21 protein-coding genes, 4 tRNA genes and 1 pseudogene are annotated in these 23947 nt (G+C 39.2%); 11 read left to right on the top strand and 15 right to left on the bottom strand.

Annotated elements, in window-relative coordinates; translation table 11 throughout:
* From WNY98_RS16450 to murB, 8 genes and pseudogenes are all read right to left on the bottom strand, one after another.
* Nucleotides 1–77: pseudogene (locus tag WNY98_RS16450) on the bottom strand (elongation factor Tu); the annotation flags it as partial.
* Nucleotides 78–205: 128 nt separating this feature from the next.
* Nucleotides 206–281, bottom strand: a tRNA-Thr gene (locus tag WNY98_RS16445).
* Between the two features lie 11 nt (nucleotides 282–292).
* Nucleotides 293–367 (bottom strand) — tRNA-Gly (locus WNY98_RS16440).
* A 44-nt stretch (nucleotides 368–411) separates the two neighbouring features.
* A tRNA-Tyr gene (locus WNY98_RS16435) sits at nucleotides 412–496 on the bottom strand.
* Between the two features lie 40 nt (nucleotides 497–536).
* Nucleotides 537–612: transfer RNA gene (locus WNY98_RS16430), tRNA-Thr, on the bottom strand.
* A 126-nt stretch (nucleotides 613–738) separates the two neighbouring features.
* A complete protein-coding gene (locus WNY98_RS16425; RefSeq protein WP_342878424.1) occupies nucleotides 739–1449 on the bottom strand; it encodes a type III pantothenate kinase in 711 nt (236 codons plus the stop codon).
* Complete coding sequence (gene birA / locus WNY98_RS16420) at nucleotides 1446–2438, bottom strand: bifunctional biotin--[acetyl-CoA-carboxylase] ligase/biotin operon repressor BirA (protein WP_342878423.1); 993 nt, start codon at nucleotides 2436–2438, stop codon at nucleotides 1446–1448. Before birA ends, WNY98_RS16425 begins: the two co-directional genes overlap by 4 nt.
* On the bottom strand, nucleotides 2435–3445 hold the full coding sequence (murB, locus tag WNY98_RS16415) for a UDP-N-acetylmuramate dehydrogenase (RefSeq protein WP_024599731.1): 1011 nt from the start codon (nucleotides 3443–3445) through the stop codon (nucleotides 2435–2437). Before murB ends, birA begins: the two co-directional genes overlap by 4 nt.
* Before the next feature lie 143 nt (nucleotides 3446–3588).
* Here murB and WNY98_RS16410 point away from each other — a divergent pair, with 143 nt between their 5' ends.
* Entirely contained in the window at nucleotides 3589–5430 is a 1842-nt protein-coding gene (locus WNY98_RS16410) for a M1 family metallopeptidase (RefSeq protein WP_024599730.1), read from the top strand.
* 65 nt (nucleotides 5431–5495) lie between these two features.
* Here WNY98_RS16410 and WNY98_RS16405 read toward each other — a convergent pair whose 3' ends face one another.
* Nucleotides 5496–6095, bottom strand: a complete 600-nt coding sequence (locus WNY98_RS16405; RefSeq protein ID WP_101217505.1) for a DUF2057 domain-containing protein — start codon at nucleotides 6093–6095, stop codon at nucleotides 5496–5498.
* 92 nt (nucleotides 6096–6187) lie between these two features.
* Here WNY98_RS16405 and WNY98_RS16400 point away from each other — a divergent pair, with 92 nt between their 5' ends.
* From WNY98_RS16400 to WNY98_RS16390, 3 genes are all read left to right on the top strand, one after another.
* On the top strand, nucleotides 6188–6556 hold the full coding sequence (locus WNY98_RS16400) for a histidine triad nucleotide-binding protein (RefSeq protein WP_342878422.1): 369 nt from the start codon (nucleotides 6188–6190) through the stop codon (nucleotides 6554–6556).
* A 219-nt stretch (nucleotides 6557–6775) separates the two neighbouring features.
* A complete protein-coding gene (locus WNY98_RS16395; RefSeq protein WP_004334929.1) occupies nucleotides 6776–7432 on the top strand; it encodes a response regulator transcription factor in 657 nt (218 codons plus the stop codon).
* Between the two features lie 167 nt (nucleotides 7433–7599).
* Nucleotides 7600–9756 (top strand): response regulator, encoded by a 2157-nt coding sequence (locus WNY98_RS16390; RefSeq protein WP_342878421.1) that lies wholly within the window; start codon nucleotides 7600–7602, stop codon nucleotides 9754–9756.
* A 30-nt stretch (nucleotides 9757–9786) separates the two neighbouring features.
* Here the strand turns inward: WNY98_RS16390 and WNY98_RS16385 are convergent, their stop codons facing one another.
* The 3 genes from WNY98_RS16385 to WNY98_RS16375 all read right to left on the bottom strand — a co-directional run bounded on the left by WNY98_RS16385 (nucleotide 9787) and on the right by WNY98_RS16375 (nucleotide 13183).
* Nucleotides 9787–11202, bottom strand: a complete 1416-nt coding sequence (locus WNY98_RS16385) for a mannose-1-phosphate guanylyltransferase/mannose-6-phosphate isomerase (protein WP_342878420.1) — start codon at nucleotides 11200–11202, stop codon at nucleotides 9787–9789.
* Between the two features lie 77 nt (nucleotides 11203–11279).
* Nucleotides 11280–12053, bottom strand: coding sequence for an amidohydrolase (locus tag WNY98_RS16380; protein WP_342878419.1), 774 nt, complete (start codon nucleotides 12051–12053; stop codon nucleotides 11280–11282).
* Nucleotides 12041–13183 carry a methionine aminotransferase gene (locus tag WNY98_RS16375; protein ID WP_342878418.1) on the bottom strand — a complete coding sequence of 381 codons (1143 nt, stop codon included), beginning with the start codon at nucleotides 13181–13183 and terminating at the stop codon, nucleotides 12041–12043. Before WNY98_RS16375 ends, WNY98_RS16380 begins: the two co-directional genes overlap by 13 nt.
* Nucleotides 13184–13291: 108 nt before the next feature.
* Between WNY98_RS16375 and WNY98_RS16370 the strand changes: the two genes are divergently transcribed.
* Genes WNY98_RS16370 through WNY98_RS16360 form a run of 3 tightly spaced genes read left to right on the top strand, consistent with a single transcriptional unit; the run spans nucleotide 13292 to nucleotide 15143 of the window.
* Nucleotides 13292–13921 (top strand): methylthioribulose 1-phosphate dehydratase, encoded by a 630-nt coding sequence (locus WNY98_RS16370; protein ID WP_342878417.1) that lies wholly within the window; start codon nucleotides 13292–13294, stop codon nucleotides 13919–13921.
* Nucleotides 13918–14604: an acireductone synthase gene (gene mtnC, locus WNY98_RS16365; protein ID WP_182725054.1), complete on the top strand. Its 687-nt coding sequence runs from the start codon at nucleotides 13918–13920 to the stop codon at nucleotides 14602–14604. Before WNY98_RS16370 ends, mtnC begins: the two co-directional genes overlap by 4 nt.
* Nucleotides 14601–15143 (top strand): acireductone dioxygenase, encoded by a 543-nt coding sequence (locus WNY98_RS16360; RefSeq protein ID WP_182696402.1) that lies wholly within the window; start codon nucleotides 14601–14603, stop codon nucleotides 15141–15143. The genes mtnC and WNY98_RS16360 overlap by 4 nt, the downstream gene beginning before the upstream one ends.
* 62 nt (nucleotides 15144–15205) lie before the next feature.
* On the opposite strand, the gene mtnA is transcribed toward WNY98_RS16360, so the two are convergent.
* A complete protein-coding gene (gene mtnA, locus WNY98_RS16355; RefSeq protein ID WP_342878416.1) occupies nucleotides 15206–16231 on the bottom strand; it encodes an S-methyl-5-thioribose-1-phosphate isomerase in 1026 nt (341 codons plus the stop codon).
* 129 nt (nucleotides 16232–16360) lie between these two features.
* On the opposite strand from mtnA, the gene mtnK reads away from it, so the two are divergent.
* Nucleotides 16361–17578, top strand: coding sequence for an S-methyl-5-thioribose kinase (gene mtnK / locus WNY98_RS16350; protein WP_342878415.1), 1218 nt, complete (start codon nucleotides 16361–16363; stop codon nucleotides 17576–17578).
* Between the two features lie 46 nt (nucleotides 17579–17624).
* Here the strand turns inward: mtnK and WNY98_RS16345 are convergent, their stop codons facing one another.
* Both WNY98_RS16345 and WNY98_RS16340 read right to left on the bottom strand, forming a co-directional pair.
* Nucleotides 17625–19106 carry an FMN-binding glutamate synthase family protein gene (locus WNY98_RS16345; RefSeq protein ID WP_024599719.1) on the bottom strand — a complete coding sequence of 494 codons (1482 nt, stop codon included), beginning with the start codon at nucleotides 19104–19106 and terminating at the stop codon, nucleotides 17625–17627.
* Between the two features lie 176 nt (nucleotides 19107–19282).
* Complete coding sequence (locus tag WNY98_RS16340; protein WP_342878425.1) at nucleotides 19283–21064, bottom strand: DUF885 domain-containing protein; 1782 nt, start codon at nucleotides 21062–21064, stop codon at nucleotides 19283–19285.
* 358 nt (nucleotides 21065–21422) lie between these two features.
* Between WNY98_RS16340 and WNY98_RS16335 the strand changes: the two genes are divergently transcribed.
* The 3 genes from WNY98_RS16335 (at nucleotide 21423) to WNY98_RS16325 (ending at nucleotide 23943) form a co-directional block, all read left to right on the top strand.
* The gene (locus tag WNY98_RS16335) at nucleotides 21423–22409 is read left to right on the top strand and encodes a GGDEF domain-containing protein (RefSeq protein ID WP_024599717.1); all 987 of its coding nucleotides are present in this window, start codon (nucleotides 21423–21425) and stop codon (nucleotides 22407–22409) included.
* 83 nt (nucleotides 22410–22492) lie between these two features.
* The gene (ubiE, locus tag WNY98_RS16330; RefSeq protein WP_024589468.1) at nucleotides 22493–23248 is read left to right on the top strand and encodes a bifunctional demethylmenaquinone methyltransferase/2-methoxy-6-polyprenyl-1,4-benzoquinol methylase UbiE; all 756 of its coding nucleotides are present in this window, start codon (nucleotides 22493–22495) and stop codon (nucleotides 23246–23248) included.
* Between the two features lie 11 nt (nucleotides 23249–23259).
* Entirely contained in the window at nucleotides 23260–23943 is a 684-nt protein-coding gene (locus tag WNY98_RS16325) for an SCP2 sterol-binding domain-containing protein (RefSeq protein WP_342878414.1), read from the top strand.
* Nucleotides 23944–23947: the final 4 nt, after the last annotated feature.

Below are 23947 nucleotides of genomic sequence, written 5' to 3'. Positions count from 1 at the left end.
GTTTTACCGTGGTCAACGTGGCCGATTGTACCAACGTTTACGTGCGGTTTTACGCGTTCAAACTTTTCTTTTGCCATGACGGAACCTATCAGTTTTGTGTATCTAAATTACATATGAAAATAATCCACCAGAGGTAGATTAAGTTAATTTTTTCAAATAGTATTTTCTGACAGATAAAGGAAGTAATCAAGGAGATTCTTAGGACTGGTGCTGATAGGCAGAGTCGAACTGCCGACCTCACCCTTACCAAGGGTGCGCTCTACCAACTGAGCTATATCAGCAACACAAGAACTGGAGCGGGCAGCGGGAATCGAACCCGCATCATCAGCTTGGAAGGCTGAGGTAATAGCCATTATACGATGCCCGCATAAAAATCTGTTCTTAAACTACCTCTAACCGTCAAGAATAAAGTGGTGGAGGGAGCTGGATTCGAACCAGCGAAGGCTGAGCCGTCAGATTTACAGTCTGATCCCTTTGGCCGCTCGGGAACCCCTCCACGATAATTCTCTACTAATTCACTTCCGGTAAAAGGAAAGTGGTGCCGACTAACCGAGTCGAACGGTTGACCTACTGATTACAAGTCAGTTGCTCTACCAGCTGAGCTAAGTCGGCACTGCTTTAGTACGGGGCGAGATATTAGAGTAAGGTTTATTGGGATGCAACAATAAAATTAAAAAAAGTGTAAATTTTTAGTTTAAATGCTCAATATTCACGCGAAAACACGTTTTTTGCACTTTTTTATGCTGTTTCGGTTAATTCGTACCAATAATTTAATCCCTTCATTACTAACAATGAATCAAAAATACTGCCTTCAAATTGTTGTTGTAATAGCAATCCATAGCCACCAGCAAAAATAATTTGTATTGCCTGTTCTATTTTTTGAGCTGTTAAATGCAGTTTAGCTTGCTCAATTGCTCCGATGGTTGCCACTAAAGCACCATTTTTTAAACCGTTTGGCGTGTTTTTACCCAATTCATTAGTAAATGGTGTTTTACCGTCATCAAAAACACGTTGGGTGTTTTGTGTAAGCGATGAGGTCATTAAATCAAGCCCAGGTAAAATCCAGCCGCCTAAATGCTTACCTTCATTATCAAGCACATCAATTGTTGTCGCAGTACCTGCATCAACAACAATGCATGCTTTATGTGGGTATAATGTAAAGCCTGCAATAAGCGCAAGCCACCTGTCTATGCCTAAGTTACCCACATGCTCGTAAGCGCATACAAGATCTCCAAGCGTTTTGGTTACTTTGGCTTCAAAGCAAGTAATATTATTGCTAGCCGCTTGCGTTAGAATATCGTTTAATAAATCACTGCGCCCTACGCACGCATAAATCACTTCGGTTATTTGCAACCAAGGTAGGTTATTTATATCTGCTGGTTGTGCTTGATCGTTATCCCACAGCACAGCTTTTAGTGATGTATTTCCTACGTCGATCAGTAATCTCATACTTGCGCCTTTCTGAGGGAGACTTCCCCACCGTAATAACTTTTTACTTCACCATCTTGGCGAATTCGTATTCCACCTTGTGGGTCAATACCTTCACATATTCCACGCCAGCTTCGGTGCCCTGTATTAAGCTCAACATAATCACCAGCAAATGCATTGAGTGAATTCCATTGCTCATACATATTTTGCAAACCTGTTTGACGATACTGCACTAAACGCTGCTCTAAATGATGAGTAAGCGATGCCACTAGCTGGTTTTTATCTAGCTGTTGGGTATGTTGATTTAAGTCGGTCCACGCTTGGTCTATATGTTGGCTAAAGTTGTCTGGCATTTGTAAGTTGATACCTATACCAATCACAAGCTGACAAGGACCTTGCGGCTGTCCGTCGAGTTCAACTAATACACCTGCAAGCTTTTGCTTATTTATATAAATATCGTTAGGCCATTTAAGCTCTACGTCAATTTGGTATAACGCTTTAATTGCATCATAAACTGCAAGGCCTACTGCAATTGATACACCCATTGCAGCTTGAAGCCCGTCATCTAAACGCCAAAAGTAACTGTAATACAAATTAGCGCCGAATGGGGATTGCCAAACACGGCCGCGTCGGCCGCGCCCTGCTTGCTGCATTTCAGCAACAATAACAGTCCCAGACTCAAGCGCTGTTTTAGCCTGTATACGGCGCATAAGCTCACTGTTGGTCGAATCTATAATAGGGTGTACTTCTACATTGGCCGTATTATCACCTAGCGCTTTGTAGTGTTGATCAATTTGCGTTTTATTTAAAAGGCCCACCTGACTATTCAAACAATAGCCTTTGCCAGTCACTTTAAAAATATCCAAGCCCATTTCTTGTAACGTTTTAATATGTTTACTAACCGCAGCTCGGCTAATTCCTAGCTTTTCACCCAAGGCTTGCCCAGATACAAAGCCTCCTTGGTTGAGTGCATTTAAAATAGCGAGTTTGTTTCCATCAGGTGCTTTCATTGCTCAGGCTCCGCGTTAATATGGCATTCGCTGCACGAATCTATCAAACGTACTTCGTGCTCAAGCATAATGTTGTAGCGCATATAAACCACTTGCTGAATGTGTTTAATCATTTTTATTAGGTCACTACCTTCACTATTTCCGTGATTAACAAGCACTAGCGCTTGTTGTTCATGCACTTCTACACCGGCCTCGCGGTGCCCTTTTAAACCACTTTTATCGATTAGCCAACCTGCTGCGACCTTGTGATGGCTTTGCCCATATTCGTAATGAGGTAAATCTGCAAACTGCTTTAATAGCTCAGCTAACTGCTGGTTAGTAATTATTGGGTTTTTAAAAAAGCTACCCGCATTGGCAAGTGTATATGGGTTAGGTAATTTGCTATTGCGCGTTTTTATAACCTGATCGAATACTGCTTGCGGGGTAATGCTTGAGAGCTGCTGCAGGGGGCCATAACTTAATACTGGTTGCCACTTTTTTGGAAGCGCTAAATGCACTTGCGTGATCACCGCTTTATTTTTAAGGGCATGTTTAAATATTGAGTCTCTGTAAGCAAATTCACATTGCTCGTTATTTAGTGAGTGCATAGTTTTAGTGGTTATATCAAAGTATTCTACCAACTCAATAAATTTAGCTATCTCAACGCCATAAGCACCAATATTTTGTACCGGCGATGCACCCACTGTGCCCGGTATAAGTGCTAAATTTTCAAGCCCGGGTATATTTTTCTCTAATAAATAACTGACTAGTTGATGCCAGTTTTCGCCTGCGGCAATAGTTATTAGTGTGTCGTTCTCACGATCAGTAATTTTAATCCCTTTTAAGGCTATTTTTATAACCGTACCCATGTAGTCATTTAAAAATACGGTATTACTGCCCTCGCCTAGCAAACAAAACGGTGTACTAAAACTTTGCGTTTTAAGTTGCTCAAGCTGAGTAATTTCAACAAAATTTTGGCATTGGCTGTTTAATGCGAATGTATGTAAGGAGTGTAATGAATGCGCCACAAAGCTCTCTAAAAATACCGGTAACTAATCGCAATAGTTTACCTCATCGTCGCAAATGTGGCACTAGATTGTAAAAATCACTCAACCCACCGTGCCAATCGTGATATAAAACCAGCACTTTTTTATTTGTGTTCAGAGTAATGATGAAAATTAAACCTCTTTTTTTAAGCCTCGCTATGGCGGGTATGTGTTCGCAAGCAATGGCTAATGCGATTGACCAAAACTCGTATGCTAACCTTGATGATGTTGTTACTACTCACTTAAACCTTGATTTAGATGTCGACTTTGCCGACAAGCAGTTAGAAGGTTTTGTTGAGCATACTCTTCAGTGGAACAACAGCAAAAGTAGAACGCTTGTACTTGATACCCGCGACTTAGACATTGATAAAGTAATGTACAAAGATCAAAGTGGTAACTGGAAAAAGGCGACTTTTGATTTAGCTAAGCGAGATGACGTTAAAGGTTCAAAGCTTACTATTGTGTTTAAAAACCAAGCTGAAGTAGTTCGTATTTACTACAACAGTCGTCCAGAAGCTTCAGGCCTGCAATGGTTAACACCCACGCAAACGGCAAGTAAAACGCATCCATTTATGTACAGCCAATCGCAAGCAATTCATGCACGTAGTTGGATCCCAGTGCAAGATACACCCGCAATGCGTGTAACTTACTCTGCACGAATTCATACACCAAAAGATATACGTGCTGTAATGAGTGCCGATAACAAAGATGCGCTTTATAAAGATGGCGATTACATTTTTGATATGCCACAAGCAATTTCACCTTACCTAATTGCTATTGGCGCAGGTAACTTAGAATTTAAAGCAATGTCGCATCAAACAGGCATATTTGCTGAGCCGACAATTTTAGATGCCTCAGTTGCTGAGTTTGATGACACCCAAGCCATGATTGATAAAACAAACGCGATGTACGGCGAATATGCTTGGGGTCGTTACGATTTATTAATGTTACCGCCAAGTTTTCCGTTTGGTGGCATGGAAAATCCACGCTTATCATTCATAACTCCAACGGTTGTTGCCGGTGATAAAAGCTTAGTTAACCTTATTGCCCATGAGCTTGCTCATTCTTGGTCAGGTAACTTAGTAACTAACGCAACGTGGGAAGATTTATGGTTAAACGAAGGTTTTACCTCGTACGTTGAAAACCGCATTATGGAAGAAGTATTTGGTCGTGACCGTGCGGTTATGGAACAAGCACTTGATTCAGCGTCTTTACGCGCACAAATTAAAACAATTGATGCACCAGATACACGCCTTAATTTAAAACTTAATGGCCGCGACCCAGACGATGCGTTTAGCTCAGTGCCTTACACTAAAGGTCAGTTATTTTTAATCTATCTAGAAAACAAATATGGCCGCGATAAGTTTGACCCATTTGTAAAAGCGTACTTTAAAGAGTTTTCGTTTAAATCGCTTACTACTGCGCAATTTGTTACTTACTTAAAAGCTAACTTAATTGAGAAGTACCCCGGTGTTGTAAGTATGGATAAAGTAAACGAATGGATTTTTGAGCCAGGCTTACCAAGTGATGCGCCAAACCCTACTTCAGATGCATTTGATAAAGTAGATACTGCAACAGCAGCATGGCTAAAAGGCGACACAACAGCAGCTCAACTACCAACAGCTGATTGGTCTGTGCATGAGTGGCTACACTTTTTAAATAACTTACCACGCGATTTAAGCATAGAGAAAATGAGCGAGCTTGATAGTGAATTTAATCTAACGCAATCAACGAATGCTGAACGTGCATTTGCTTGGTTTATGCTAGCAGTAGGTAATGGTTATCAACCAATTTATCCTGCGCTTAATAAGCACCTATCAGGTATTGGCCGTCGTAAGTTAATTGTACCGTTATACAAATCACTTATCACTAACGGTAAAAAAGAGTGGGCACAAAGCGTGTACTTAAAAGCACGCCCTGGGTATCACCCTCTTGCACAAGGTACTATTGACGCATTATTTGAATAAATAGCGTTAATTAGAAACTAACAAGGGCCAAATTTGGCCCTTTTGTTTTTCTGTTTTTTACTTTTTCACTTTTTTACTTTTTCTAAAAAAGCTTTACGCTCCGTAGCCGTGGCTTGCTGCCACCAAAAATCAAGCATTTGCGGCGCACTTGGCATGCCTTTACCTGTAATTGGTGCTATTGGCTTTATTGGTTGGCTAGGACGAGAAGGTCCTGCAGGCATTGTATTTTGCATTACCGGTTTATTGCTTGCTAGCTGCGTGTTAGAAATAACACTTAAAGGTTTAGCAACAGCGCTACTTTTTGCTTTTAAACTCACTTGAGGGGCTTCTGCAAATACTTTTGCAGATACCGCATTTTCAGCACGATTAAACACTAAGGTATAATCTTTACCTGCTTCAACAGTTACGCTTACCCAAAATGGTTCCGACTCTATAACTTCATGCGTGTCATAATCATCTTCATATAAATCGGTGTACTTTAGCCTAAGCTGATAGGTCCCTGGAGCAAGCTCGACATCGTCAATACGACTAAACAAAGAGCTTTCTAGCATTTTATCGCCCACTTGCAGTGGTACAATTTCTTCTGGAAAGTGAATATTCTCAGCATTAGCCGAAAAACTAACTAGTAATGCAACTGCACTACTTATTAAAATTGGTTTAAGCATATTAACTCCTTTATTTGATTTCAGTTTGACACTGCTTTGAAAGTTTGTCATTAGTGAGCTTAAAATTCACAACACTTAATTAGGAACACACTATGAGCCAAGAAACTATTTTTACCAAAATAATTAATCGTGAAATTCCGGCAGATATTATTTACGAAGATGAAAACACTCTCGCATTTAAAGATATAAACCCACAAGCGCCATTTCATGCATTAATTATCCCAAAAAAAGCAATTGCTACTATAAATGATATAAATCCTGAAAACTCACATTTAGTAGGCAACTTATACGTAGCCGCAGCTAAATTAGCTAAGCAACATAATTTTGCTGAGGACGGATACCGCGTAGTTATGAACTGTAACGAACATGGTGGGCAAACTGTTTATCACATACATTTACACATGCTTGCCGGTAAAGAGATGGGGTGGCCACCTTATCAAAATGTAAAAAAAGTAAATTAATTAAAATTTTTCACTAAACTATTCTACTCAACTAATTAGTTACAAATGTTATGGTTTTTCATGGTTATAAATAATAAATAGTTACTTATTTGCAACATTTTATGTTTAAATAATCGTAATATCGTATTTGTTATTGAGTACATCAACGACTTTCTAATACAAAAGGTGTGGAAGTCGTGATAAACTCAGTCAGTCAGCTTTATAAAAGAGTATAAAAACATGAGCAGTTCAGCCTTTTTGTTATTAGATCAAGAGCCAATTAACACTATTGGTATTAACGTTTTAGAACCTTTGTTAAAAACGCAAGGCCTTGACGTAACCACAGGTACTAATATTTTAGACATACCTGAAGGGACTCGACTTTTGTTTATTGAAACATCAAGCAAGGATGCATGGGGAAAACTAAAAGAACAACTAGTAAACCTACGTATTAAATGCGATATCATATTATTTAATCTAGACGAAAACCCTGAACTTGCTAACCGTGCATTGTTGAGCGGTATTCGTGGCGTGTTTTACACAACAGATAACGCCGATGTATTAATGAAAGGTATTCGCTTACTACTTGAAGATCAACTTTGGTATCGCCGCGATATAATGTGTAATGCATTAAATCGTATGCTTCAGTTTAATAAAGATGCCCTGCATAAATTAACTGAAGGTGATATTGAGCCTGTTAAACTCACTAAACGAGAAAAAGCAATAATCTCACTAATGAGTAAAGGTTCGAAGAATAAAGAGATCGCAGAAGATTTAAGTATCAGTCCACACACTGTTAAAACACATTTATATAGCGCATTTAGAAAAACTAAATGTCGTAACCGTATTGAGCTCCTATCTTGGGCACAGCAAAATATTCCTGATGAAATTCGTTAATCAAATATTTAGTTTAAAATTAAAAGCAGACACTTAGGTGTCTGTTTTTGTATGTGTTGCATGCTTATTTAATACTAATTTGCTTACTTAAGTGATCTGTTTTGAAAATTGGTATAAGTGTATACTTTTGATAATATTGGTTTGAAAACTACTTTGCTGGACTATTAATGCTCGACTCTTTCACTCTTTATTTTGCCAGCATCGCCATCATGGTTGTAATGACTCTACTTAACTTTTTGACGTGGCGAACAAACAAACAAATTCCAGGCACATTGCTTTATATTTTCTATCCCATATTGCTATTAGGCTCAGTTATTGGCTTTACTCTTGTTGGTGATACACATAATTTAGTGATTATTAGCGCTGCTAGTAGCATGATGTTTGCCGCATCAATAGTGCATTGTTTATCGCTCAGTCAGTTTTTAAATTATCACGGTATTGGTTTTAAATTACTTTGCTCAGTGACCGCTTTTTGCACTGTAATGCTTGGCTATTACACCTTTATTGACCCATCTTTACACGAAAGAGTGATTGCATCCGATATACAGCACATAGCAGAAGCCGGTTTTTTACTGTTTATATTTATTAAATGTGCACGCAAACCCTACCCTAATGGCAGTATTGTATACATAACCATTTTAACGCTTGTTGCTTTAAGCTTTATTGGCCGCTCGTTATTTATGAATAACATTGAACAAAAAAACCTTTTAGTAAACGGCTGGTTTAGCTCTTTGCTATTTTTAAATGGCGTAATTGCGCCCATGTTTTATGCTGCAGGTATGGCGTTATTGTGTAATGAGCGCAGAGAGCAGCATCTCAATAAGTTAGCCGATAAAGCACAAAAAGATTTAGAAATACGCGGGCTCTTTTTATCAACTATAAGCCACGAAATTCGCACCCCGCTAAACGGTATTTTAGGCAGCGCCCAACTTGTTATGAACCAAACAAGTGATACCCGCAATAAAGCCTATTGCGAGGCGATTATAAATTCTGCCGAATCTCTTAATTTATTGGTAGATAAAGTACTCGATTATGCAAGTTTGGATCAAAGTGACGAAGCGCTTTACGAAGAAGATGTCGAGTTTAAAACATGGCTTAATAATTTATGCTTATTACTAAGTCCTCTCGCCGAGCAAAAACAGCTCAAGTTTGAACTAATATGTAATATTCCTGAGCAAGCCTGTTATTACTGCGACCAGCAAAAACTTAGGCAAATAATTATTAATTTAGTGGGTAATGCCATTAAGTTTACAGACCACGGAACCGTTAAAATTCAGGTTGATTTAGTTTTAGAAAAGCAACTTGAGCACACTATAAAAATTAGTGTAAAAGATTCAGGGCCAGGTATAGAAAATGATGAGATAGCTTACTTAACAGAGCCCTACGTACAAAGCAGTGCAGGAAAAGAGAAAGGTGGGACCGGCCTTGGTTTAGCTATTACCAGTCGCCTACTTGAAAAGCTCAGTAGCCGACTCGAAATAGCTAGCCAGCTTGGAACCGGCAGTGTATTTAGCTTTACCGTTACTTTTACCTTAGGTGAATTAAGCCTTGTAGAGCAGCGCCATCAAACTAAAGATTACTTAACAGGTCTTGATGTACTACTGGTTGAAGATTTAGATTTAAATCAAAAAATTGCTATAGAATTTATGGCCGACGATGAGCACAAAATTAAGCTCGCAAAAGATGGGAAAAGCGCAATAGAGCTCATGCAAGCTCACCACTTCGATGTTGTTTTGCTTGATATGAACTTACCTGATTTAACAGGCCAAGAAGTACTTAAACGGCTAAAACGCATTGATCATAAAAATCAACGAACGCCAGTACTCGCATTTACTGCAAGCCTTAGCCCTGACGAAGTAAAAGAGTATTTAGAATTAGGTATAAAAGACATTGTAGGTAAGCCTATTAAGCACGAGAAGCTTCGCCAAGCACTTAGCGACTCTCAATCTAATCAAACTGCGAGTATCGCAGTAGAGCTTATTGATACCTTGTATGACAAAACAGCAGCCGAAACACTCACCAGCTCGTTTAGTGAAGATGAAGTGTCGTCGATTTATAATGAGTTTGTGCTTTCGGCGCGTAACAAGCTAATTCGCTGTCAAAAGCTTATTGACCAACAACCAGAGCAATGCATTAAACTTATTCATCGCCAAGCAAGTACTGCACTGCAACTAGGTTTTAACCGCTATGGTCTTGAGCTTAAAAAAATAGAGCGCCGTTTGCTTGATAAAAAACCGCACAACGATATGCTTGATGAAGCCTTAGATCTGTGGCAACGAAGCTTAGAGCAATATTTAAAGTTTGTGCGTGGGCAGTTAGAGTAATAGTGAATTAGCTTTAAAAACAGCTAATTATTAATCTCTTCCATATTTATCATCAAATCGCTCTATATCGTTTTCATCTAGTACAGCACCGGTTTGCACTTCAATGACGATTAACGGCTCTTTTTGATTATTAGCCAAGCTATGAACTTGTTTTGCGGCGATATAACACGATTGGTCATGCGTTAGCGTATACGCTTGCTCATCAATACACACATCTGCAATACCCGAAACCACAACCCAATGTTCAGCGCGATGCTGATGGCGCTGCGTCGAAAGCTTAGCACCGCTATTAACAGTAATTTTTTTAACTTTAAAGCCAGTAGCCTCAACCAAAGTACGGTAATTTCCCCACGGGCGAAAAACCACTTGATTATGGTTAAGTTTATCAGCCTGTGTTGTCGCAATTTGCTTAAGTAACAAAGGCAGAGAATCCAGCTCATTTTGATTTGCGATTAACGTGGCATCATGAGTATGAATAATCGCTAAGTCACTTACTCCAAGCGTGGCAATAGTGTGTTCAGCCTCGTTAATAACTAAGTTATTAGTGCTTTTTTGAGCCATATAATTAGCATTTAAACTATTACCGTTTTCATCTTTTTTTGTAAGCGCATCAAGAGATGAAAAACTACCTACATCACTCCATTTTAAATCAACAGGCATAACAACTACGTTATCGCTTCGCTCTAAAATAGCGTAATCTATAGAATTACTTGGGCAGTGCTCAAGGGCACTATTGCTTGGGCGGGTAAACCCTAAATCTTTGGTAAATTGTGCCGCTGCAGCGACACTCGTTGCTATTTTTGGCGCAAACCGCTCGAGCTCTTTTAAATAGGCTGCTGAGGTAAATAAAAACATGCCGCTATTCCAGCTATAACCCCCTTGAGCTAAATAATGGTTCGCTGTATCTAAGTCAGGCTTTTCTTTAAATTGAGCAACATCATAACAACCTGTTCCAGCAATAGCCGCGCCTTGTTTTATATAACCATAGCCAGTATGTGGCTGTGTAGGTGTAATCGAAAACGTCACGAGCTTTCCTTGCTCAGCAAGTTTTACAGCCCCAGGGAGCTTAGCTGTTAATACATCAAAGTTTTCAATATGATGATCGGCAGGCATCACTAATAGCGGACCGGTAATCCCATTTTGCAGTGCATAGTGGGCGGCTAATGCGATGGCAGGCGCGGTATTTTTACCGTTAGGCTCAAGTAGTAATGCGCTAGGGGCTAAGCTTGCAGCTTGCTCTGCGGCAATAAATCGGTGCAGTTCGTTACACACTAAAATAGCATTACCGAACAACCCATCAGAAACACGTGCCAATGTACTTTGCAGTAATGATGTGTTTTCACTAAGTAGTGGTAAAAATTGTTTAGGCATTGCTTGGCGAGAAAGCGGCCACAAGCGAGAGCCTATACCACCAGCTAAAATTACAGGAGTGATTAAAGTGTTCATTACGAAATTTGCCGCCAACAAAAAAATATCAGCGACTATTTTAACACTTTATTGGCTCTGCGCTAAATTAACGTGCACTATATTAGTGTAAAAGAATCTGCGTCTAAATAGGCTGGAAACGCTGCTTTAAACTCATCCAGTGGTGCTTTTTCAAGTGTTATAGTAACTAGTTGTTCGGTGTCATCTTGCGCTTTAGTTAATGCATCGCCTTTAAAGTCGTATACCGCTGTACCACCATTGTGCGCGGCACCATTCCCGTCGTCACCTACGCGATTAACGCCTACTACATAACACAGGTTTTCCATGGCACGCGCCATAAGTAACGTATCCCAAATATGGCGGCGTACAGCAGGCCAATTTGCTACGTTTATCATTACATCGTAGTCATTATTATTACGTTGAAATACCGGAAAACGCAGGTCATAACATACCTGCGGTAATAGTTTAAAACCGTTGATTTCAAAAACTTTACGCGCCAGCCCTGCTACAACGTAATCGCCCTCACTGCCTAAGCGAAATAAATGGCGTTTGTCGTAATAACTCACCTCACCGTTGGGCTTTACCCAATAAAACCGATTGGCTTTTTTATTGCCTTGCGCAACCAGTACCGAACCGGCAATAACCGCATTATGTTTATGAGCCTGTGCCTTTAACCAAGTAAGCACTTTACCGTTTTCGGGCTCTGCACAATCTAAATTAATAGCAAAGCCAGTCGAAAATGTCTCTGGTAATAAAACTAAATCGGGCTGATTAGTAATTGCTTCAAGCTGTTTATTAAACATGGCTAAATTAGCGTCTTTATCAAGCCAGTGAAGCGAGCTTTGCAATGCTGTAATAGTTAAAGTTGACATAATATTTGCGCTGCCTCTATGAGAGTGTTGTCGTTTTTAGCAAAGCATAAACGAATTACTTTATCGGTTGGTGGCTTTTGATAAAACACACTTAACGGAATAGCCGCAACACCTGCTTGCTCTACTAACCAATGGCAAAATTCAACATCGTTTAAATCCGATACATTACCGTAATCTAACAATAAAAAGTAAGTGCCCTGGCTAGGTAAAATTTTAAAACGGCTGTTACTTAAATGACTCGCTAATAAATCACGCTTTTGCTGATAAAACCTACTTAGCTCATCTATATGCTCGCCTTCCTGCTCTAGCATATCGCCAAGCGCATGTTGTGCGGGGGTAAAGCTTGAAAACGTAACGTACTGATGAATTTTTCTAAATTCGATAGATAAATCGGCAGGTGCAATACAGTACCCCATTTTCCAGCCCGTGCTGTGAAACGTTTTACCAAAACTCGATACAACAAAGCTTTTGGTAAATAATTCATCATCGCGTAATACGCTTAAATGCGGTTGTTCATCAAACGTAATGTGCTCATATACCTCATCGCTTATTACATACAAATTGTGAGTACCAACTAACTCTTTAAGCGCTTTTATATCTTGTGGCTGTAATATTTTACCGCTTGGGTTATGAGGCGTATTAATAATAATGGCACGGGTATTTTTAGTAATAGCTTGGCTTACTACTTGCCAATCAATAGTGTAATTTGGCGCACTTAAAGCAATGTGTACCGACTTTCCACCAGCGAGTTCAATTGCCGGTTGGTAAGAGTCATATGCAGGGTCAAATACAATCACTTCATCATTTGGGCGTACAATTGTTTGAATAGCCACAAACAATGCCTCTGTTGCACCCGAGGTAACAGTAACTTGATCAGCTGCGTTTATATCAGCTGCATATATGCGCTTTGCTAAATCAGCAATTTGTTGCTGTAATCGTGGTACACCACTTGAAGGTGAATATTGATTAACGCCCTGCTGCACATAATAATTTAACTGCGTTTTTAAAAGATCAGGAGCATCAAACTCAGGAAAGCCTTGAGAGAGATTAATTGCCGAAAACTCATTAGCCAACCCACTCATTTGGCTAAATATACTAACGCCTAAATTTGGTAATTTACTTTCAAACACGTGATGCCCTTAATGATGGTTTTGCGCTTAAAGCGATGCTATCATTGCTTAAAACAGAAGTATAGCCGTCTAAAAACAATTAACTTTACGCTCATTAGTGAGGAATGTATGCAAAACAATACCGCTATTTCACAACTTATTGAAGCCGGAAAATGGGTTAGCCAAAAAGGCTGGGTACCCGCAACAGGCGGAAACTTTTCAGCTCGTACTAGCACTGGCTTTGTTGTTACAGCAAGTGGGCATGATAAAGGCTCACTGACGCAAGAGCATTTTTTGCAATTAAATCACCAAGGCGAGCGCCTAGCAGGAGCTGTAAAACCATCGGCAGAAACACAATTACACCTAAGTTTGTATCAGCTTATACCTGATGCACAATGTGTTTTACATACTCATTCTGTAGCCGCCACCGTACTGTCGCAAATTACCCAAAGTCATCAGCTTGATTTAACAGGCTATGAAATGCAAAAAGCACTGAGCGGCTTTACTTCGCATTTAGAAACGCTGAGCATTCCTATTTTCGATAACGATCAAGATATTGACCGATTAAGCCTGCTAGTCAGTGACCATCATTTACATACACCTATAGAACATGGCGTACTGATACGTGGTCATGGTTTATATGCGGTAGGACGTAATATTGATGAAGTTCGTCGCCACCTAGAAGCCTTAGAGTTTTTATTTAGCTGCGAACTAGAGCGCCTAAAAATAATAGGTATTCAAGCAGGAGTAACTAAATGATTAAAGCCATTTTAACCGACATCGAAGGCACAATAACCCGTATCTCGTTTGTTAAAGAGGTGTTGTTTCCTTACGCAGCAAAACAGTTACCTACCTTTGTACGTGCCAATGCTAATAAGCCAGATGTAGCTGAGCAAATTAGTGCCGTAAAAGCCCTTATCGAAAAGCCAAACGCCGATATTGAAGAAGTCATTAGCACTTTACTTACCTGGATTGATGAAGATAAAAAAATCACTCCACTTAAGCAGTTACAAGGCTTGATTTGGCAAACAGGGTATGAACACGGTGATTTTAAAGGTCATTTATACCCAGATGCATTTGATTTTTTACAAGCTCAGTACAACAACGATATAGCTTTATATGTGTATTCGTCAGGGTCAGTAAAAGCGCAGCAGCTACTTTTTAAATACAGTGATTATGGTGACATTCGCAGCTTGTTTACTGACTTTTTTGACACCAAAGTTGGCGCAAAACAAGAGCAAATGGCCTATAACACCATTGTTGAGCTGTTACCGTTTAAAGCAGCAGAAATACTCTTTTTAAGTGATGTAGCCAGTGAGCTTGATGCCGCGCAAGCTGCGGGCTTAAAAACACTACATTTAATTCGTGATGGGCAAGCAAGCACTAAAGCACACCCTTATATTAATGACTTTAGCCAATTTAAATTGGAGCAATTAGTATGAGCCAATTAACAATATATGCTGACAACGATGCAAGCAAAGCACTTGTAAGCACATCAAATGCTGATGATATTGCAAAGCAACTAGCTAAAGTAAACGTACGTTTTGAACAGTGGCAAGCAAATGCAGATATTAATGAGCACACCACCCACGAGCAAATTATTAGTGCGTACAAAAACGATATAGATCGGTTAAAAACCGAAAATGGCTATCAAACAGTAGACGTTATATCTCTAGCTAAAGGTAATCTTGGCGCATCAGAGCTGCGCAAAAAGTTTTTATTTGAACATACTCATAGTGAAGACGAAGTACGTTTTTTTGTAAAAGGCCAAGGGCTATTTTGCCTGCATTTAGGCAATAAGGTTTACCAGGTACTTTGCCAACAAGGCGATTTAATTTCAGTGCCTGAACTTACCCCGCATTGGTTTGATATGGGAAGCGACCCTGAGTTTACTGCCATTCGCTTATTTAACAATACAGAAGGCTGGGTGGCAAAAAGCACTGCCTCGTCTATTGCAGAGCAATTTCCGCTATTATCGTAAGTTAGCCATTCAAAACCTTGGTCCACACTGATAAACATAACGTGGACCAAAACATCGCGAAGCTACTTAAGCTTTATGAGATCGCCATTTTCAACCTGACTTTGGTTATACACACCTGTATCTAACACCCATCCTGTAACCAGCTTTGCCGGCGTTATATCAAATGCAGGGTTATACACATTAGCATTAGTGGGCGCCCATAAAGCCTCACCAAAGCTACCGCTAACTCCGCGCACTTCTTGAGGATTACGTTGCTCTATTTCTATATCATTACCACACGCGGTGTTGGTATCAAGCGTGGTAATAGGCGCAACGACATAAAATGGAATGTTATGAAAATACGCAAGAACGGCTAAATTATAGGTACCCACCTTATTAGCAAAATCACCATTGGCAGCAATACGATCAGCCCCTACTACTATTTTATCCACCTTACCTGCAGCCATTAAACTTGCCGCCATATTATCGCAAATTAATGTGTACGGAATTTTCCAGCGCTCAAGCTCAAAGGCAGTTAAGCGACCGCCTTGTAATAATGGTCGTGTTTCATCAACCCACACATGTACGTTGCCATATTTTTGCTGCGCTTTGTAAATAACACCTAGTGCAGTACCAATACCAGCGGTTGCAAGCGCCCCTGTATTACAATGAGTTAATATGTTGTCGCCACTATTTATAAGCTCGGCACCACGATTTGCCATTCGTTCACACAGCTCAATATCTTCAATAAACAACCGCTCAGCAGTACTAACAATACCGGCAACATAATCGCTTTGCGTTAAAGCTTTTCGCAATGCCGCCATACAATGCATTAAATTAACCGCCGTTGGACGAGTGGCTTCTAGTTCATTGATTGCTTTTTCAAGCTCACTTTTCACTACCCCTTGCTCAGCTAAATACGCCACTAGCAAGCTCGCGCTTAAGCCAATAAGTGGAGCTCCACGCACTTTTAAACTAATGATCAGCTCTTTCATGGTTTCTACATCATGACACTGATGCCATACCTGCTGGTGAGGTAGTAAATATTGGTCGAGCACACTAAGCGACCCGTTTTCATATTTTAAACTGCTTGCGATTAAATTTTGCATAATGCTCAAGGTATTAAAAATGCGTAACGTTATTTTACACCACTTTGAATAACTCTCAAGTTGGACTTGTAGACATCTAAACATTTAAAGGTATAGAATGCTTAAAAGCTGATTTTTGAGATTTAAACCATGACTAACTATGTTGCTTTTAATGCACAGCGCGCTATCGATTATGTGTCGACATTAATTGAATCTAACCAATGTAATTTTTTTGCCCACGGACAAACCTTAACGGCGTACGAGTTTGGTGATGGCAATCTTAATTTAGTATTTAGAATTACTGATGAGCAAAATAATAGCGTTATTTTAAAGCAAGCTTTGCCTTACGCCCGTTGCGTGGGTGAGTCGTGGCCATTAACGCTTGATAGAGCTCGTATAGAAGCACAAATTTTGCTTAATCATGGCGCTATTTGCCCAACTTATACAGCTAGGGTTTTACATTATAGTGAAATGCAAGCGCTCACTATTTTAGAAGATTTAGGTAATTTACAAATACTGCGTACTGCACAAAATAATGCAGAGCAATTTCCTAAATTGGCGCAGCATGTAGCGACCTACTTAAGTCATACTGGCTTTTATAATTCAGATTTTTATTTAACCGCACAAACTAAAAAAGCACTTGTTAGCCAATTTACTAATCCCGAGCTTTGCCAAATTACTGAAGACTTATTTTTTAGCGATCCGTACATTGAGCACGAACGCAATAACTACCCAGAGCAACTACAAAGCGAAGTTGATGCAATACAAAAAAATAGCGCGTTAAAGTTAGAAATCGCAAAACTAAAAGCTAATTTTTTATCTAACCCGCAAACATTACTTCATGGTGATATGCATAGCGGCAGTATTTTTGTTGATTGTAATAATACAAAGATGATCGATCCTGAGTTTGGTTTTTTTGGTCCTATTGGGTTCGATATTGGCTCTTTTATTGGTAATTTACTTTTAAATTATTGTGCGCAATACGGGCGTATTGAAGATTTTGTGGCTCGTCGTAATTACCAAACCCATTTATTAAGCACTCTTGTTGAATGCTATACCTTATTTGAACAACATTGGCTTACGCTTATCAATGAGCATACTACTGAAGCTGCACTAAAGGCTGCAGGTTATAGTGAGTACTTTATGAAAAGCGTACTACAAGACACTATTGGTTATTGTGGTGCTGAATTAATTAGGCGCACCATAGGGCTCGCACATGTAACCGATATAGATAGCATTAGTGATGAGGTTGCGCGCCTTACAGTGCAAAAACAAACATTAGCGCTAGGCGAGCAGCTTATTTTGAATGCCCAAACATGCGACAACAAAGACGCATTTTTTAGTTTATTAATAAGCCAATTAAACTAAAAAACATTAAAAAAGGCGCTATCAGCGCCTTTTCTATTATTAAAATTTACTTATAATTTTCATAAATTTTATCAAGCGGCTCCGATAAACCACTTTCTTGCACTATACGTACGTGCTCACGCCTTAATTCGCGTGCACTAGTCACACCACAAGAATGAGCTATAAGCCCCGCTCCGTAATGAATGTATTTATTATAGTTAGCTACTCGCTGCGCTTTATCAGCTACATTTAAACCGCGTTGCAAACGCTCGTTATGTGTAGTGATCCCCGTTGGACAGGTATCTTTATTACATTGCATTGCCTGAATACAGCCCAGTGCAAACATATGCCCTCGAGCCGACACAACAAAATCAGCACCCAGTGCCAATGCCCAAGCAACCTTGGAAGGAACAATTAATTTACCTGATGCGATTATTTTAATACGATCTCGCAGCCCATGCTTTTCAAGCATGTTAACTACCAGCGGTAAACTTTCACGTAGTGGTAAACCGACTGAGTCCATAAGCGGTTGTGGTGCCGCCCCCGTACCACCATCAGCACTATCTATGGTAATAAAATCAGGTGCAGACTCTATACCACGATGATTTATTTCAGCGAACAACGTTTCTAACCACCCGTAGGCACCAATTACCGCTTTAAAGCCTGTAGGCTTACCTGTCGCGTTACGTACCGTGGCAATCATATCTAGAATATCGGCTGGGTTTTTAATTTCAGGATGGCCATTGGGACTAATAGAGTCTTGCCCCTCTGGAATACCCCTAATTTTAGCTATTTCGGCATTAACTTTACGCCCTGGAAGCATTCCACCCTTACCTGGTTTAGCGCCTTGGCTCATTTTTAGTTCGAACATTTTGACTTGTTCGTGAGCCGCTATTTCTTTAAGTTTTTCGGTGCTTAAATTTCCATGCTCGTCTCGTGCACCATATTTAGCGGTACCAATTTGAAAAACAATATCGGCGCCCCCCTCCAAATGGTATGGGCTTAGCCCACCTTCACCGGTGTTCATCCAGCAACCTGCTAATTTAGCTCCTTTTGATAAAGCACGAACCGCAGGCTTTGAGAGCGCACCAAAGCTCATACCCGATACATTAAATAACGAATTAGTGGTGTAAGGTGTTTTACAGTATGGACCTAAAGTGACATTGCTCGGGTCGAGTGCTTCTTCATCTAAAGTCGGAAACGCACAGTTCATGAACATAACTGTACCTGTTACTTCTAAGCTTTGTGTTGAACCGAATGCAGCAGTACGGTCAACATCTTTAGCAGCGCGATAAACCCAGCTTCGCTCTGCGCGGTTAAATGGCATTTCCTCTCTATCTTGAGCAAAAAAGTATTGTCTAAAAAACTCACCTTGGCGTTCAAAAAAATACCGGAAACGACCAATTACAGGGTAATTACGCCTAATAGCATGCTTTGTTTGCGTTACATCTCGAATATAAAAAATAATAACAGTAAGCACAACGAACCCGAGCACAACTATAAACATACTTGCAAATATATCGATACTAAACATTATAAAATTGCTCATTTATGACCCTTGGTGATTTTTAAAATAATAGCTAATAAGTACTGACCGTTTTAATGAACTAAATGGCACATCATAATTATTAATCTGCTAGCTTAAAATAAATACAAGTACTTACCAGCAAACCTGTAACTTAAATAGCTAAAAAACAACTCAGTACCCCCTTTAAAAAATTATACTTATTTACTTTCCAGCTTAACTGATTCCTTTTTAATATAAATGCGTACTTGCGTTTCAAGAACCGATAAAGGCACTGAACCATGACGTAATATTTGATGATGAAACTCACGAATATCAAAATTGTGCCCAAGTGCTTGCTCTGCTTCAGAGCGTAAACGTTTAATAGTTAATTCACCAATTTTGTACGAAAGCGCCTGTGCAGGCCATGTTATATAACGATCAGTTTCTGTTTTAACGTTATGCAGCGAAAGCGCTGTATTTTCACTCATAAAATTCATGGCACGCTCTCTGCTCCAGCCATACATATGCATACCCGTATCAACAACTAAACGGGCTGCTCGCCACATTTCATACGTTAAACGACCAAAACGGCTATATGGGTCTTGGTAAAAGCCTGCTTCTAAACCTAAATACTCAGAGTAAAGTCCCCAACCTTCGCCAAATGCCGAAAGGTAAGCATCACGACGATAACTCGGCAAATTTTCAAGCTCAGCATTGAGTGAGATTTGCAAATGATGACCTGGCACGGCTTCGTGCAACGTTAATGCCTCTAAAACATACAAAGGGCGCTTATCTAAAGCGTAAGTATTTACCCAGTAATACCCTGCTTCATCATCTCGATTAGAACCAGAATATCGACCTGTTGTGTATTTAGGGGCAATGCTGGCTGGCACGGGTGCTACGCCATAAGGTTTACGCGGTAAGGTATGAAATAACTTAGGCAGTTGTGCATCCATTTTTTTAGCAATATAAGAGGCTTCTTTTAAAAGCTGCTCAGGTGTTGTGGCGTAAAATTGTGGATCAGTGCGTAAAAAGTGAATAAATTCGGCAAACGTGCCTTTAAAACCTACTTCTGTTATTACGTCTTCCATTTCACTGCGGATTCGAGCAACCTCTTTCAATCCAAGTTCGTGAATCTCTTTAGGTGTCATATCGGTAGTGGTGTAATACTTAGCTCTGTTTTTATAAAATGCCTCGCCATTAGGCGTCTCTGATATGCCAATACTTGTGCGTGCACTAGGTCGATACTGCTGCGTAAAAAACGCTAAGTAATTCTTATAAGACTGTATAACATCGTCTTTTATAATGTTTTTAGCTTTTTGTTGTAACGCTTTAAATTTATCGTCACTCAAACCTGCTGTATTAGTTAAAAAAGGTTTATAAAACTCAGATGTAGTTACATCGTCAACAATGTAAGCATTAATTGAGTCTTCATAACCCTCTAACACTGCTTTAGGTTGGGTAAGGCCTGTTTCGATCCCTTTTTTCATCCAATAGATGTTTTGTTCAAAAAAACGTGGGACTTGCGTTAATCGAGTCAAATATACTTGGTAGTCTTGCTGATTTTTATATTGAGAGCTGTTTACTATGTACGATAAACCAGAATGAAAGCCATATTCTGAGGTAAGCGGCATATAGTGCGCATTAAATACATATTCATCAACACTGTTTTGTACTTGAGCTCGAATAATATTGAAGTTTATTTGATTTTCATCACTTAACTTTGCAATATTAACTGCGTCTAGCTCAGCAAGTAGACTCGCTTTATTTTTATATTCTTGTGCTAAAAATTTGGGCGATAAATTTGGTAATAAATAACCTTCAACTCCCTCTAAATTGCTATAAGGATTAGTACTTTGCCTATAATCGACAATGCTTTTTGCTACTTGTGTAAATTGTTTATTGACATTTGGTGTTGTTATTTGGCATGCACTCAATGAACATAAAATTGTGATACCAAATAAAGATTGGCGAAGTGGCTTAACTAAAAAGTGATTCATTATAATGTAACTTAGCAGTGTTATTAATTTCATAAAACTATCGCAGGCTAAATAAATAGCAAGTAAATGAGACCAACTTTAATAAATAAACCTTACTAAAAACAAGTGTATTAAACTAAGAAACGACTCTAACATTGCCAATAGCAAGCTTAATTGATGAGAAAAACAGCTATCAAGCCGCTAAAGTAAAATTTAAGTTCCCTAACTTCTGTTTTTACTTTTAAATGGCGCACATAACGATTACTGTAGTAAAAAATAATAAAAAGCTCGGACGCATAACCGCCTCATGGAATGAGATATTCGAATTTGCACTTATGCGTACTTAGTTGGTATTTAAAAAATGATGTTCCATGATTCCATGGCTATTGCACAAGAAAAAATGACCAAAGTGTGTGTTTTTTTAGAGCGTTATGCGCTCCCACCTACGCCGCTGAATTATCAAGTTATTTATACTTATACCAGTCAAACTAATCTCAAGCTAAATAAAGCTTTAGATCGTGCTATTGCTGTTGAAGATAATATAGATAGCGTCTTAATTGAACAGCTACATTCTGAGTTTTTAAATACCGGCCACTTAGCGCAAGTCAACATGATTCAAAACGTTGATGGTGTTATAAATTCACTTTCTCAAAACTCTCATGCTACTGAGAAGCAAATAGTTCGTTTTGCGGGTCAAGTAAGCGAGTGCGTACATTCGCTTAATGAGAACAACATAGAACAAAGCCGTCAAGCGCTTGAAGTACTCCATAATCAAACCGCCGAATTACTCAACCAACATAAGCAATTTAAGCAAGAACTCAGTAAAGCTAAACAACTACACGAAAAAACACAAAAGCAACTTACTCAGCTTCGTAAACAACATATTATTGATAGTCAAACAGGGCTTTATAAGCGCCATTATTTAACGCAACAAACGCAAGTGTGGACTAATCAACAAAAGTCTATTTGCGCAATAGCGATTCAAATAGACAACCTTGATCATTTTACTGAAAATTATGGTGATATTATTGGTGAAGTCATTTTGAATAAAGTAGCTAAGCAAGTTCAAAAATATGTTTTTCAAAGTGGCTTACCTGGTCGCACAGCTAAAGATCAATTTACTGTTTTGCTCGCCGACATCGACCCAGATACGGCCAATGTAATAGCCGAGAAAGTACGAAATGGTGTCGAAAAGCTGCGCTTTGTTAGTTCAAAAACAGGGATTAAACTACCTAGTATTGGCTTATCACTAGGAATTGCTCAGCATCAACAAGAAGATGATTTTAATCAGCTAGCTAAAAAAGCATCTCATGCGGCTTATAAAGCACGTTCATTAGGGCAAAGTAGTTACACTGCAGGGCAATAAATTACCTGATAAATCATATTCAAATTGCACCTACTGTGTACAATAAAGTACACTAACCTCTATTGTCACGATAGAGATTAGTCATGAACGAAACCGAACAAAAGACCACGCATTTTGGTTATAAAACAGTAGCCGAGAACGATAAAGCTTCTATGGTTGCTGATGTATTTCACTCAGTAGCTGCAAAATACGATGTAATGAATGATTTAATGTCTTTTGGTGTGCATCGTTTATGGAAACGTCAAACTATTGCAAGCTCAGGTGTTCGTAAAGGACATCATGTACTCGATTTAGCCGGCGGCACTGGCGATTTAACTGCAAAGTTTAGTCAATTAGTTGGAGAAACGGGTCAAGTTGTTTTAGGTGATATAAACTCATCTATGCTTAAAGTTGGCCGTGAAAAACTACATAATCTTGGGTTAGTTGGCAATATCGACTACGTACAAATGAATGCAGAAATGCTGCCGTTCCCAGATAATAGCTTTGATGTGATCACTATTGCCTTTGGCTTACGTAACGTTACCGATAAAGACAAAGCATTGCGCTCTATGTACCGTATTTTAAAGCCAGGTGGTCGTTTACTTGTTTTAGAGTTTTCAAAACCAGAGCATGACGTACTTAGTAAAGCTTACGATTTTTACTCATTTAATTTATTGCCTACAATGGGTAAGCTAGTTGCTAACGACAGTGAATCGTATAAGTATTTAGCTGAATCTATTCGCATGCATCCAGATCAAGACACGCTAAAAGCGATGATGGAAGATGCAGGCTTTGAGCAAACAACATACCAAAACCTCACAGGCGGAATTGTTGCGCTGCATCGTGGTTTTAAATATTAAGGCTAGCAGTTATGGCACTTGAGAAAATAACAAAAAATAATAATGATGCAATGGCATCTGAATTTTTTATGTTACCTAATTTTGTGCTTTCGCTTATTGAGCGTGTACTAAATCAAGCTCTCAGCCTTGACCCACAATTGTCTCAAAAACTAAGCGCAGTTAAACATCAACGCTTAGTGGTTGAAGTAAGAGATTGGCAACAAAGTATCCAACTTGTTTATAGCGCTGAGCAATTGCACTTATACAGTGCTCAAAGTAACGAAAACGCAGATTGTATGATCAGCGCAGATATAGACACGCTTTTAGCACTTAAAAACCCAGCTATGCTTACCCAGTTAATTCGCCAAGATAAGCTCGACTTACAAGGCGATTTAAATATTGCGCAAACTTATAGTAATGCGTTTTCAGGCATTGATATTGATTGGCCTGAACAGCTTTCTAAATACATTGGCGATACCCCCGCTCAGCAGTTATATCTATACCTAAAAAAACTAAAACAAAAGAGCAGCAAAACCAATACTAAAATAAGTACCATGCTTACAAGTTTATGCCAAGACGAGCTCGCAATTACTATTCACCCATTAGAACTTGAGCAATTTAAACAAAAAAATAGAGAACTCAAAGTCCAAGTAGCTGCTGTTGAGCAACGTATAAATACCTTGTTAAACTCTTTTTTACCTTCAAACACCCGCTAAGGAT

Origin of the sequence: Pseudoalteromonas sp. AS71 (assembly GCF_038900275.1) — a bacterium.
In the GTDB taxonomy this organism is placed as follows: Bacteria; Pseudomonadota; Gammaproteobacteria; order Enterobacterales; family Alteromonadaceae; genus Pseudoalteromonas.
Note: the sequence above shows the minus strand (reverse complement) of the source record. Positions and strands in the feature narration are given on the sequence as shown.